Below are 12417 nucleotides of genomic sequence, written 5' to 3'. Positions count from 1 at the left end.
ATTTATACTCCCCGCTAAAATATTCTATACCCACATTTCTAGCACTACTTAATCCTCCATTTTTTTTATGAAATAAAGTTATTCTTTCGTCTTTTAAAGTATACTCTTTGGCGATATTTAAGGAATTTTTATCTGTACTGCCATCATTTACTAAAATAATCTCTAGATTAAGATAAGTTTGATTTATGACACTTTCTATACATTCTCTTAAATAATTTTCTACATTATATATTGGAATAACTATACCAACAGTTTTATTTTGATTCATCTATAATGCTCTCTTTTTCTTATGAATTTTATATATAAGTATTTTTTCAATATTCTATAAAATCTAAAATGAGATATTTTAGATTTAACCCAATCAGGAATCAATAGATCAAATAATTTTATAAAAATATTTTTGCTATATAATTCAAACTTATAAGGTGTGTAAATTAAAGATTGAAAATTATATGAAACTTTATCAATATTTTTAACATCTAAAAAACATTGATTTTCTAAAACTATTTTATAAAAATCTATCTTATAAACTTTATTATAGAATCTACCATTGTTAAAACTTTTTTTATAATAAGATTTTCCAAAACTATAAAAATTATTTTTTAGATACCATATAAATTTTAAAACTTTATTATAATCAATTTTCAAATCTGAAACCAAAAATCTCAAAAGTTCATCGCTGTTATGAGCTTGAAAATTTAAACCTTGAAAGTTATAAAATGCATTAGCACAATTTATACAAGGCTTATTCATTATCATAGCATAAAGCCCAACACCCGAATTCAACGTAACCACCACATCACACAAACTAATTGCATCGATAATATTTGTCTTATTTGAAATAAAATTTAAATTCTTATACTTAGATTTCGCTATTTTTAAGCTAAGAGGATGCTTTTTCACTAAAAAAATATGAGTTTGTCTTAATTTAAAAGCCATATCATTTATTATATCTAAAAAACCACTCCAATCAAAAGGTTTATATGTAAAATATTTTATAACAGTATCGCTTTCAACTTGCAACGGAACAAAAACTATCTTTTTATCGTTAACAAAAAATTTATCTTTCAAATAGTTAAAATTTCTTTTTCCTTGCTTTTCTAAAAAATTATTTCCATCTATAATACTATTGATATATTCTTTACATTCTAAAATTTGAGATTTGCTTAAAACTTTATTCCAATTTTCTTCATTATATAAATTTGAATCATAATTAAAACCATTGGTATCAAAAAACCAACTATCAGGTAATGATCCTCTGTCAAAACATACAAAATCAATATTTTCTGATTTTGCAAATTTATATATTTTTAATCTTTTTTCATTTCCATAAGGATTTGGAAATAAAATCTTGTTTATGTTATTTTGCTTTAAAAAATCTAACAATTTATCTTGATTAAATTTTTCATCTTCAAAAAAATAGTTTTCATTTTTACTTATTACATTGCCTATATATACAAGAGCACTATGTAAAGAATTTAATATTAATTTTTCCTTAGAACAAAGCAATAAAATATTATTTTTTAAAGCATCTTTATCAAGCAATGGTTTAATTTGATAATTTTTTAAATTGGCCAAATTCTTATAAAATATTTTATGATTTTTATGTCTATAAGACATATAATTATTTTGATTAGGCTCTTCATGATAAAAATGATACATATAAATTCCATGAAAACTCATTTCATACCCAAGTAAAGAGAACCAAGCTCTAAAACCTTTAAATTTTCTTATATTCCAAGTTCCCTCATCATAACACAATGCTTTTGGAGTATTTGAAAAATTTGTTGTATAAAAAAGCAATCTTGCAAAAAAATCATGATCTTCATAACTATGGCCTATAAAATTATGATTATTACCCCCTAATACTAAGAATTTATATCTATTTACGATAATGGAACTTGAAATAAGAGAAAAATATTTAATCAATTTTCTTTTTCCGGTGATTAAATCATGTTTGATAATTTCATCCCATAAGTATTTATCCTCTTTATAAATTTTCTCACTACCACTTTGACTTAAATACACTACAGGTAAAACCAACAATTCATTGATATTTTGAGCAATATTTTTAACTTTAATAAGATTTAAAATTTTTTCTAAAGATAATAAACTAATATAACAATCAACATCTAAAAACATTATAACTTTAGAATTTGCATAAACAGCGCCCAAATTTCTACATTTTCCCTGGGAAAAATAATCTTTTTGGTCTTTATCTTTTAAATAAATATGACCACTATTTTCTATGATTTGTTTTAAATTATTTTTCAAAGATGAATATCCTTCAACAAAAATAAACTCTATATTCTCATCGCTTTGAAAAAATTTAGCTTTTTGAAGAACTCTTTCTTCTATGTAATGACGTTCTTTACTTAATCCAAAAGGAATAATAACAGATAAAAGAGGCATTAAACATTTCCTATGGCATAAAGCTGGATAATACCTACAACTTTTTCTTCTTTTCCTACTATAATTTCTTTGATTTTATGTTTTAACATGATCTCTTCTGCTTCACTTGCCATAGCATCAGCATCGACTACTTTAGGATTTGTACTCATGATTTCTTTGGCCTTAAAATCAAACCTTGGTTTATCACTTGCTTTTAAAGCACGACGCAAATCCCCATCAGTGATGATACCAACTAATTTTTCATTTTCAAGCACCACACAAAGCCCTAGTTTTCCACTAGTCATCACATCAACAAGATCGTTAAATTCGGTATCAGGATGCACTATAGGAAGGTTACTTGAAACCATAAGATCTTTTACCTTGGTTAAAAGCTTACGTCCCAAACTTCCCCCTGGATGAAAAAGAGCAAAATCATCAGGCTTGAAATTTCTTACCTTCATCAAAGCAGCAGCTAAAGCATCCCCCATAACCAAAGTTGCCGTTGTCGAAGACATAGGAGCAAGCTGCAAAGGACAAGCTTCCTTTTCTACAGCTATATTTAAAAATATATCGCCTTGCTTTACAAGGGTGGAATTTTTTTTACCACACATTACTATAAGTGGAATTTTGCGCTTTTTTATAGCAGGAATGATTTTTAAAATTTCTTCAGTTTCTCCTGAATTTGAAATAGCAATTAAAACATCTTCAGGAGTTAACATTCCAAGATCTCCATGCAAAGCCTCTCCTGGATGGATGAAAAAGCTTGGTGTTCCTGTGCTTGCTAAAGTAGCCGCTATCTTAGCACCTATATGACCTGATTTACCCATTCCACTAACTATACAACGCCCTTTGGTATTTAGCATTAAATTTATAGCTTGATTGAAATTTTCATCTAAATTTTTAGCCAAATCCAAAATAGCTTGCGCTTCTTTTTCAAAAACTTCTTTGGCTATTTCAAGAGTGTTCATTTTTAAACCTTAAAGATTAAGCACAACATTGGTTGCGATAGCAATCTGATAAAGAATTTGAGTCAACATTGAAAAAATTTGCAAATTCTCACTATCCACTTTTGGCAATACCAACACAGAATCGCCTGGTTTCATATCTATACCACTATGATATTTTTCAGCTTTTCCATTGCTTCGTATCACCAAAACTTTTGAAGTATCCGCTCTTTCTCCATAACCTCCTGCAAGATTAATATAATATCTTAAATCTTTTCCTTTATCATACACAAAAGCCCCAGGTAAAGAAACTTCACCTTGAACTATAATAAGATTATTCTTGCTTGGCACATTAATAGTATCACCATCTTCTAAAATAACCGAATTATAAGACTTTGGATTATCGATGACAATTTGACCTTTAGGCTCTACTTGCTTAGCTCTTTGGATAAATTCTAAAATCGTTTTTGCTTGTTGAGCTCTTATAGCTGCGCCTTGAGCTGTAACAGAACTGCTAGTTAAAGCTAGAGTTTCGAGCTCTTTAAGCTGAGCATTGATAAGCTCTTTTTGAGTTCTAGCTACACTTTTTCTAAATACTTGCAAAGCTTGCATGTTTGATTGCGGATTAGCCTTGATTAGTTTAGAAATATCTCCTAAAGTCGTTCCTTTACCTACAACTAAAGTTTTTAAACCATTGTGCTCGCCATTTACACTTATAGTTATATTTTCAGAAACATACTCAGGGTGAAATTCTACCTCATCTCCTGTTCTAAGTAAAACTTTTGAAAATTGCATTTTATTATAAGCACTGACATCAAGTTTATGATCTTCACCATAACTTTTTACGATAGCATTAGTCACGATAGGTTTAGCACCTGATACTCTAGCTAAGTCAGCTAAAGTTTTAATATCATTTGAAAGTTCAAAACGAAAAGGTCTTTGCACATCACCATTAACAAAAGCGTAATTTTGAACATTTCCTACTAAGATAACATCTCCACTTCTAAAAGGAAAAAGATCCATTTGCCCTTTTAACAAAAAATCATATAAATCGATATTTTTTATCACGCTGTTATTGCGCAAAATTTGAATATCTCTAAAACTTCCATATTCTAAATTTATACCTCCTGCTTTATCAAGATATTGTATCACTGAATCCGAACTAAGTCCTTGATAAAGTCCTGGAGCATTAACGCTTCCTGTTACAAAAACACTGACATTTTGATAAGCATTCATATCTGCATAAACAAAAACATTGCTTTTATAGATTTTATTAACACGTGCTTTTATAACACTTACAAGGGCACTATTTTTCACACCTAGTAAATTTACAGCTCCTACTTTAGGGATAAAAATATTTCCTTGAGAATCCACCACTAAAACTTGCGAAAACTCAACAGCTCCCCAAATTTTAAGACTGATTTGATCACCAACTGCGATCTTATAATCTGGGTTATAAACTCTTTGATTGTAATTTTTAAAATTTCCATTAAAAAGATGAGCACCAAATACTAAAATTTGATGAATTTTTGTAAGATTATTTTCTTTATTTGCTATATCATAATTTGAGCTTAAATTTTGATCTATGCTAGTTGTAGTAGAACCTTGATCCTCTGCTGAAATGATTTGTGAAACATCCACGGCTCCAAAACATAAAATACAACTAAAAAATAAAATTAATATTTTTTTCATTTTAATACTTATGCTCCTCTATTATCATTTTAATAAATTTAATAATTCCAAAAATCAAAGATAATACAATAAACGCTGTTAAAATATCATAAATTCTTTCAGGATATTTTGCGCTTTCTGGAATATCTGGACTTTGAATGATGACAAGTTGTTTTATTTTTCTTAATGCTTCTATTCTAGCACTTTCATAAGCTTTTAAAGCTGCTTCATAAGCTTTTTGCGCAAAAGTAGCTTCTATAGTTAAATCCTGAAATTTAGCAGCCAAATCATTAAGCTTTTGAGAAGAATTGTTAGCTGAAATTTTAGATTTTTCCCTTAAAAGTTGTTTTTTGATTGCTTCAATTTCTGCTTTAAGTGCTACTACTTCAGGTGCTGCATCATTCATATAGCTTTGTAAAGTTAAAAGTTTAGCTTCTTTTTGAGCTAGATTAGCCTCAATTTGCGCAACCAAACTTGCTTTAGTTTCAGCTTGCTTTAAAGGATCAAAAACTCCGTATTTATTTTGAAAAGCAATCAAATCATTTTGTGCTTTTTGATATCGTTCTTTGTATTTTTGTACTTCATTTTCAGCAAAAGCCATTTGTTCTCTAGCTGCTTTATGAGAGATTTCATTGATAAATTTTTCGCTTTCTTGCATAATAGTTTGAGCAATCAAATGAGCTGATTTAGGTGTAAAACCCTCTACTTCTACCTGTAAAAGCTTAGTGGTTTCATCTGTATGCACCTTAACTCTTGCTTGGTAGTATTTAAGATAAGATTCTATTGAACTTGAATCCCAAATTTTAAAAGGCAAATCTATATGTTGTTCTTGATAAAGACTTTTAAGTTTGATTTTTTCATCCAAAATCTTTAGCATATCACTTGATTCTATATAACCTTTTAGATAATTTAAATCTTCGCTTGCCGTAGAAGTACTACTAAGCAAAGACAAAATTCCACTTGTTTGAGCGCTTTCTCCACTTGTTGATCTAACATCTAAAATCATCGTACTTACATATCTTGGCGCTGCAATTAATGTATAATAAATTACAACAAAAATCATTATAAACCAAACAATTTTAAAAGAATCAAATATGCTTAAATCTTTGATTTTTTCTAATAAAGTTTTATTTTCTTCCATTAAGCTTTTCCTTGATATACAGCTATTCCTTCATCTACATCATCATAAACCGTAATTTGTCCATTTTTCATATAAATTATTTTATCACACCATTCTTTAATTTCAGCTACATCATGAGACACCATAATCACTTTTGATTTGCTTAATCTTTCTCTATATAATTTCACACTTTTTTCTCTAAAAGCAGGGTCTCCAACAGCTCCAGCCTCATCAATCAAATAATAATCAAAATCAAAGGCCATACTAAGTCCAAAAGCTATCCTAGCACTCATTCCCGAAGAATAAGTCTTCATAGGTTCATCAAAAAATTTCCCAAGCTCTGCAAAATCTTCTACGAATTTTACTTTTTCTTGAAGTTTTTTACCCTTATATCCATACACTCTAGCTACAAATTTAGCATTATCTCTAGCGGTTAAAGAACCTTGAAAAGCTCCATTTAATCCCAAAGGCCAGGATAATTTTTTATTAGTAATTATCTTGCCACTATCAGGAAGCTCTGCCCCGCTTAAAAGTCTCATAAGAGTGGACTTACCTGCTCCATTGCCCCCCATCAATCCTATACTACAATTTTCAGGAAATTCAAAAGTAAAATTTTTAAAAACATAATGTCTTCCACCGCTAAATAAAGGATAGGATTTTGTTAGATTGATTAACTTTATCATTCTTTTTTTGCCGCCGTTAAAGCTTGTCTGTTATAGTAGTAAATAAAAAGTCCTATAAATAAAACAAGTAAAATCCAAAATATAGCATAAAAATAACTATATTCATCTTGCAAAGGATAATTCTCAAAAAAATTAAATCTTAAAAGCTCCATTATGTGAAGCAAAGGATTATAATAAAATATATCAAGTAAAGGTCTTGGCATAAGCCAAGTAGGAAATATAATCCCGGAACTCCAATAAAACACTATGCTAAAATAAGCTAATAAAGTTCTTAAAGGCTCTACAAAATGCCAAATAATAGCAAAACAAATTCCCAAAGCAAAAGCTGAGCACATAAGTAAAAAAATACAAAATAAAACTCCGAGTAAATGAACGGGGAATACATCAAATCTAAAAAACCATCCTGCAAAAAAAAGCACAGTGATAAAAATCACAAAATAAATACAAAATTCAAGCAAAGTTCTAGCAATAAATACATGTATAGGCTTTACAGGTTTATAAGCAAAAAGAGCCAAATTTGCCTGAGTACCATTCATAAGCTGAGTTACTATACTTCTAAACATAAAATAAGGCATAATACCTGAAATTAAAAACATAAAAATAGAAATTCCTTCAGGCATAACTTGATGATGATATTCTCTTATAATGGTAACAATTACTGTAATAGCAAGTGTTATTGACATTGGTTCTCCAACTACCCAAAGATAACCCAAATGCCTATTAGCACCAAATCTAGTTTTTAACTCTCTAAAAAATAAAGCGTGAATTACATTGAACATTTATTTTCTATACCTAACAATTTACATAAACTATAATCATAACTCATTTTTTTAAACAAAATCATAAAAATTTATTTTTTACAAAACTCAAGCTTTTTACTAAGTCCTAAAGCATTGTTAGTAAATTTAAGCCAAAAAAGCTCTAAAGCATAAATTTTTGCACTTTTATCAAGTTTAGCAAAAGGGAATTTAGAAAAATAAATTTTCATTTGCTCCTTGCTTGCCATTTTAAACTCAGCCTTAGCTTGCACACCTTTTAAAAAGGCTATTTTACTTTCTTTGGCTATATTAAGTGCTATACTTGAATTTTCACTGGCTAATCTTATATGCTTAGTATCTTCATGAGAAGCGATAATAAAAGCTAAATTCTTCTCATCAAAAGCATAAAAAGCACTAGCTGTATAAACACCTTTTTCATCAATCATAGCCCAAGATAAAAGCTGCTCATTTTTTATAAATTCTAAAATTCTTTCATCCATATTGTAAAAATTATACTAAAATATTTTTAAAAATAACCGATTATAATTTTATAAACTATAAATATAAGGGGAAGAAATGCAAATTGATGCTAGCAAAAACCAAAGTTTTTCGATGGATTATACAACAAAAAGTGGCAAACATTTAGCCTTATCTATGTATGACAATCAAAGCGTAAGTTATGCAAATAATGAAGAAGGCAAGACTCTTAATCTTAAGCGTCAGTATGGCTTTAGCTTTACTTTTGAGGGCTCTAAGCTCACACAAAATGATCTTGATGAGATTAAAAATGCTATGAAAGAAGTTGAACCTATGATCAAAGACTTTTTAGCAAATTCTAAAGTCGGAGAGTTAAAGCCAAAAGAAATTATAGAATCAGCTATGCAAATGGCAAATGTTCTACCAACACCAAATGATGAAAACCATCAAAATGCTATTATGAATAATTTTACAAATAAACTCAGTGATTTACTAAAACAAAATCAAACAGATGATAAAGATATCAATGCTTCTATGCTTGAAGATAGTAAAAAACTTCTTGATGAAGTTTTAGAACAAATGAAAAAACAACTTGAAAAACAACAAGAAAAAGCCAAGGAAAATCAAGATAAGACAGATGATAGTTTAAATCTTTACGCTTAAATCATATAATATTAAAAATTATCAAGGAATTTTTAAATGACAAATATCGAAATTTTAGAAAATATGCTCAAACTCCAACAAAAACTCAACGACGAAACAAACGGCTTAAATTGGGAAAATGGCTACACCAAAGAAGGAAAACTGATCAGTTGGAGACGCTGTATTTATATGGAATGTGCAGAACTTATAGACTCTTTTGCATGGAAACATTGGAAAAACATTTCAAGTCCGACAAATTGGGAAAATGTGCGTATAGAGATTGTCGATATTTGGCATTTTATCTTAAGTCTTTTACTTGAAGAGTATCGCGATAAAAACGGTAAAGATTTCAAAGCTATAGCTACAGAAGTCAATGCTGTAAGTGTGTTTCAAGATTTTTGCAAAGAAGAAGAACATCCTAATGAAAGTGATATTTATGGTATTTTAAATGATATAGAGCTTATTATCCATAAATGCAGTGGCTTTGGATTTAATCTTGGAGAATTGCTTTCAACCTATTTTACCCTAGCTATTAAATGCGGGCTAAATCTTGAAATTCTTTATAAAACCTACATAGGAAAAAATGTTTTAAATATCTTTAGACAAAACAATGGCTACAAAGATGGTAGCTATAAAAAAACTTGGAATGGCAAAGAAGACAATGAAGTTTTAGCTCAAATTTTAGAACAAGAGCTTGATTTTGATACTATTTATAAAAAACTAGAAGAATGCTACAAAAAGGCATAATTTGGATATTTTAAAACTTGCGATCAAAGATTTTTTAAGTCTTAAATTTTTAAAATTTGCCTTAATTCCTTTGATTTTTAGCCTTGTACTTATGCTTTTTTTGGGAGTACTTGGCTTTTCGGCTTTATTGGATTATTTTAATTCTTTATTTAGCGTTGGAGAAGATTCGTTTTGGGCGTGGTTTTATGCCCTTCATTTTGTACAAATTTTAATCACTATCATAAGCTTTTTATTTTCAGGTTTTATTATAGTTTTTGCTTCAGTTTTTTTAGCCCTTTTTATCACTTCTTTTCTTACCCCTTTTATCGCTAAAGAAATCAACCAAAAATATTACCATTATGATAATATAAACGAAGTTTCAACCCTAAAAACTATTTTTGAAATTTTTAAAATTTTTATAAAATTTATAGGGATTTTTTTACTTTGCACTTTGGCTTTATTTTTACCTTTTATCAATATTTTTGTATATTATCTTGCTTTTTATTATCTCTTTCACAAACTTTTAATGATTGATATTACAAGCACGATTTTAGACAAAGAAAGTTTTAAAAATTTTTATTCTAATTTTTCGCCTTTAGAGTTTAAATTTAACACTCTTTGTTTTTATCTACTCTCATCAGTGCCACTTTTAGGACTTTTTTTGCAAGTGTTTTTTGTGATTTTTCTCACACATTTAGCCTATCAAAGAATTTTAAAACTAGAAGCTAAGGCTTAAAATATCGATTTTGTGATTATACAAATAAGCCCTTAAAAGTCTTGGAATTTTAGCTATTCTGCACTCTTCTTTAAAATTTTTGGGTAATTTTTGACAAGTTTCATACTCAAAAACAATAGCTTGTTCATTTTTATATACAAGTGCTATTTTGCCACCTAAAACACAATCGCCCTTTAAAAGCTCCTTTCTTTGTGCTGTGCTTAAAAGTAAACCTTTCATTTTCACCGCTCTAGCAATCAAACTTTCATTTTTAGGACAAATAAGAAGTCCTTGAATTTCTTTGATATTTTCAAAATCGTAAAGTTTTTTCCTATCTTCACCAAGATAAGAAAAACTTCTTTTTAAACCCTGATGAAATTCGCTTACAAAGGCATTAGAGAAATTTTTTCTTATATAATTTCTAAAATATTTTTCATTTTCATTACTTTCATCATGGAAATAAAAAATATCTTTTTCTTTTAAAAAAGATAAAATTTCATCTTTGCTTATGAAGAGCAAAGGGCGTAAAAGTGTATAATTTGAGCGTTTTTCACACTCTTGCATACCTAAAATTTCAGCCAAACCTGCGCCTCGTGAAAGTTGCATCAAAAACCATTCAAACTGATCGTTTAAATGATGGGCTAAAATAAGATGATCATAATCTTGCTCAAGACAAATTTTTTCAAAAAAATCATAGCGAAAATCTCTAGCTTTTTTTTCAAAATTACTTTGAAATTTAGGAGCGTGTTTTATAAAAATTTTTTTATGAAATTTCAAAGCAAGTTCTTTGGCTTTTAACTCTTCTAAATCACTATTTTTTCTAATTTTATAATTTATCATCACAAGATCAAAGTCGATCTTTTCTTGCATTAAAAGATAAAAAAGCGCACTAGAATCACTTCCATAAGAAAAAGCGAGTAAATTTTTACCCTTTTTTAAAAGGGCTAAAATTTCATCTTTAATTTGCATCTACTTTTCTTAAAGCCTTAGCAAGGAGCTTTTTGTCAAGGTTTTGCAAAATTTCACATTCATAAATTTGCCCCATTTCTAAATTTCCACATTCACTTTCATTGATAAGAATTTCCCCATCAATCTCTCTATCCCATCTTAAATCTTTAGCTGCGATAAAAAACTCTCCCTCACTACTTTCTCCTGTGCAAACTACTAAACGCTTTTGACCTACTTCTTTTTCAAAACTTTTTTCTATCACTTCATCAACAATTTTTTCTATGATTTTAAGCCTTTTATTGATCACTTTAAAAGGCACTTGCTCCATATCAAAAGCAGCTGTATCTTCTTCCTTAGAATACGCAAAAACGCTCACTCTATCAAAACCAAAATCTTTAACAAACTCACAAAGCTCTTCAAAATCTGCCTCACTTTCACCTGGATGTCCTACGATAAAGCCAGTGCGTAAAAAACTATTTGGCACACTTTTCATTAAATTTAGCATTTCTTTAAGTCTTGTGCTATTTGCCCCACGCTTCATGATTTTAAGCATATTATCACTTATGTGCTGCAAAGGCATATCAAAATAATTTACAAAAATTTCAGAAGCTATAATGCGTTTAATCAAAGCTTCGCTCGCACTCGTAGGATAAAGATATAAAATTCTAGCTGCTCTTATGCCTTTGATTTTTTCCACCTCATCGATTAAGCGTATAAGCCCATCTTTTTCACCCTTATCAAACAAATAAGAACTCGTATCTTGCGCAATAAAAGAAAAGTCCTTATAACCTCTAGCCGCTAAATCTTTAAGCTCAGCTACAATGCTACTTATTTCGCGAGATTTTAACTTGCCTTTAAAACTTGGGATGGCACAAAAAGAGCATTTTTGATTACAACCTTCGGCGATTTTTATAAAAGCATGGGAATTTGAACCTGTGATAATACGTTTGGAATTTTCACTTTGCAAATAAGTCGAATTGGAAAATAAATTTGTTTTTTTAAGTATCATTTCATCGATTCTTTCATAATCACCCACACCTGTGAAAAGATCAACCTCAGGAAGTTCTTTCATAAGTTCTTCGCGGTAACGCTGCATCAAACAACCTGTAACCACCAAAAGAGAATCTTTTTTTCTTTGTTCGTGCAAATCCAAAATCGCATTAATGCTTTCTTTTTTTGCACTATCGATAAAACCACAGGTATTTACGATCAAAACATCGGCTTTGCTTGGTTCATCGCAAAGCTCATAAGCACTAAGGCGTCCTAGCATGATCTCACTATCGACTAAATTTTTATTACAACCTAAAGACATAAGATAAAGTTTTGACATTTTTTTCCTATA

At 29.2% G+C, this 12417-nt stretch carries 13 protein-coding genes; 3 read left to right on the top strand and 10 right to left on the bottom strand.

Translation table 11 applies throughout. The features are described from left to right. The 8 genes from AJ936_RS06195 to AJ936_RS06160 form a co-directional block, all read right to left on the bottom strand. The coding region (locus tag AJ936_RS06195; RefSeq protein ID WP_070274195.1) for a glycosyltransferase family A protein at positions 1–268 on the bottom strand (268 nt) is incomplete at its 3' end. Beyond that, the gene (locus AJ936_RS06190) at positions 265–2412 is read right to left on the bottom strand and encodes a glycosyltransferase (protein ID WP_070274212.1); all 2148 of its coding nucleotides are present in this window, start codon (positions 2410–2412) and stop codon (positions 265–267) included. The genes AJ936_RS06195 and AJ936_RS06190, both read right to left, overlap by 4 nt. Beyond that, positions 2412–3359: an SIS domain-containing protein gene (locus AJ936_RS06185; protein ID WP_070274211.1), complete on the bottom strand. Its 948-nt coding sequence runs from the start codon at positions 3357–3359 to the stop codon at positions 2412–2414. The genes AJ936_RS06190 and AJ936_RS06185 overlap by 1 nt, the downstream gene beginning before the upstream one ends. A gap of 9 nt (positions 3360–3368) precedes the next feature. After that, on the bottom strand, positions 3369–5027 hold the full coding sequence (locus AJ936_RS06180) for a polysaccharide biosynthesis/export family protein (protein WP_070274210.1): 1659 nt from the start codon (positions 5025–5027) through the stop codon (positions 3369–3371). 1 nt (position 5028) lies between these two features. Continuing rightward, positions 5029–6147, bottom strand: coding sequence for a capsule biosynthesis protein (locus tag AJ936_RS06175; protein WP_070274209.1), 1119 nt, complete (start codon positions 6145–6147; stop codon positions 5029–5031). Beyond that, positions 6147–6809 carry an ABC transporter ATP-binding protein gene (locus AJ936_RS06170; RefSeq protein ID WP_052861684.1) on the bottom strand — a complete coding sequence of 221 codons (663 nt, stop codon included), beginning with the start codon at positions 6807–6809 and terminating at the stop codon, positions 6147–6149. Before AJ936_RS06170 ends, AJ936_RS06175 begins: the two co-directional genes overlap by 1 nt. Beyond that, entirely contained in the window at positions 6806–7588 is a 783-nt protein-coding gene (locus tag AJ936_RS06165; protein WP_002862104.1) for an ABC transporter permease, read from the bottom strand. The genes AJ936_RS06170 and AJ936_RS06165 overlap by 4 nt, the downstream gene beginning before the upstream one ends. Positions 7589–7659: 71 nt before the next feature. Beyond that, on the bottom strand, positions 7660–8067 hold the full coding sequence (locus AJ936_RS06160) for a hypothetical protein (RefSeq protein ID WP_002781130.1): 408 nt from the start codon (positions 8065–8067) through the stop codon (positions 7660–7662). A gap of 76 nt (positions 8068–8143) precedes the next feature. Here AJ936_RS06160 and ciaI point away from each other — a divergent pair, with 76 nt between their 5' ends. Genes ciaI through AJ936_RS06145 form a run of 3 tightly spaced genes read left to right on the top strand, consistent with a single transcriptional unit; the run spans position 8144 to position 10148 of the window. After that, a complete protein-coding gene (gene ciaI / locus AJ936_RS06155; RefSeq protein ID WP_002826203.1) occupies positions 8144–8707 on the top strand; it encodes an intracellular survival protein CiaI in 564 nt (187 codons plus the stop codon). Positions 8708–8743: 36 nt separating this feature from the next. Then, the gene (gene dut / locus AJ936_RS06150; RefSeq protein WP_002936466.1) at positions 8744–9433 is read left to right on the top strand and encodes a dUTPase; all 690 of its coding nucleotides are present in this window, start codon (positions 8744–8746) and stop codon (positions 9431–9433) included. A 1-nt stretch (position 9434) separates the two neighbouring features. Next, positions 9435–10148, top strand: coding sequence for an EI24 domain-containing protein (locus AJ936_RS06145; protein WP_052858328.1), 714 nt, complete (start codon positions 9435–9437; stop codon positions 10146–10148). Here AJ936_RS06145 and tilS read toward each other — a convergent pair. Both tilS and rimO read right to left on the bottom strand, forming a co-directional pair. Further along, a complete protein-coding gene (gene tilS / locus AJ936_RS06140; RefSeq protein WP_052858330.1) occupies positions 10131–11096 on the bottom strand; it encodes a tRNA lysidine(34) synthetase TilS in 966 nt (321 codons plus the stop codon). The two genes, AJ936_RS06145 and tilS, sit on opposite strands and share 18 nt — an antisense overlap. Continuing rightward, positions 11086–12405, bottom strand: a complete 1320-nt coding sequence (rimO, locus tag AJ936_RS06135) for a 30S ribosomal protein S12 methylthiotransferase RimO (RefSeq protein WP_052858332.1) — start codon at positions 12403–12405, stop codon at positions 11086–11088. The genes tilS and rimO overlap by 11 nt, the downstream gene beginning before the upstream one ends. Between the last annotated feature and the right edge of the window lie 12 nt (positions 12406–12417).

The organism is Campylobacter sp. BCW_6877, assembly GCF_001762445.1.
Taxonomy (GTDB): Bacteria; Campylobacterota; Campylobacteria; order Campylobacterales; family Campylobacteraceae; genus Campylobacter_D; species Campylobacter_D jejuni.
This window is presented reverse-complemented; position numbering and strand designations above follow the sequence as displayed.

Excerpts from the sequence above, each read along its gene's own strand:
- AJ936_RS06190 (WP_070274212.1), bottom strand. The coding sequence starts at position 2,412 with ATGCCTCTTTTATCTGTTATTATTCCTTTTGGATTAAGTAAAGAACGT.
- ciaI (WP_002826203.1), top strand. The coding sequence starts at position 8,144 with ATGCAAATTGATGCTAGCAAAAACCAAAGTTTTTCGATGGATTATACA.
- rimO (WP_052858332.1), bottom strand. The coding sequence starts at position 12,405 with ATGTCAAAACTTTATCTTATGTCTTTAGGTTGTAATAAAAATTTAGTC.
- AJ936_RS06165 (WP_002862104.1), bottom strand. The coding sequence starts at position 7,588 with ATGTTCAATGTAATTCACGCTTTATTTTTTAGAGAGTTAAAAACTAGA.
- AJ936_RS06185 (WP_070274211.1), bottom strand. The coding sequence starts at position 3,359 with ATGAACACTCTTGAAATAGCCAAAGAAGTTTTTGAAAAAGAAGCGCAA.
- AJ936_RS06160 (WP_002781130.1), bottom strand. The coding sequence starts at position 8,067 with ATGGATGAAAGAATTTTAGAATTTATAAAAAATGAGCAGCTTTTATCT.
- tilS (WP_052858330.1), bottom strand. The coding sequence starts at position 11,096 with ATGCAAATTAAAGATGAAATTTTAGCCCTTTTAAAAAAGGGTAAAAAT.
- AJ936_RS06170 (WP_052861684.1), bottom strand. The coding sequence starts at position 6,809 with ATGATAAAGTTAATCAATCTAACAAAATCCTATCCTTTATTTAGCGGT.
- dut (WP_002936466.1), top strand. The coding sequence starts at position 8,744 with ATGACAAATATCGAAATTTTAGAAAATATGCTCAAACTCCAACAAAAA.
- AJ936_RS06180 (WP_070274210.1), bottom strand. The coding sequence starts at position 5,027 with ATGAAAAAAATATTAATTTTATTTTTTAGTTGTATTTTATGTTTTGGA.
- AJ936_RS06175 (WP_070274209.1), bottom strand. The coding sequence starts at position 6,147 with ATGGAAGAAAATAAAACTTTATTAGAAAAAATCAAAGATTTAAGCATA.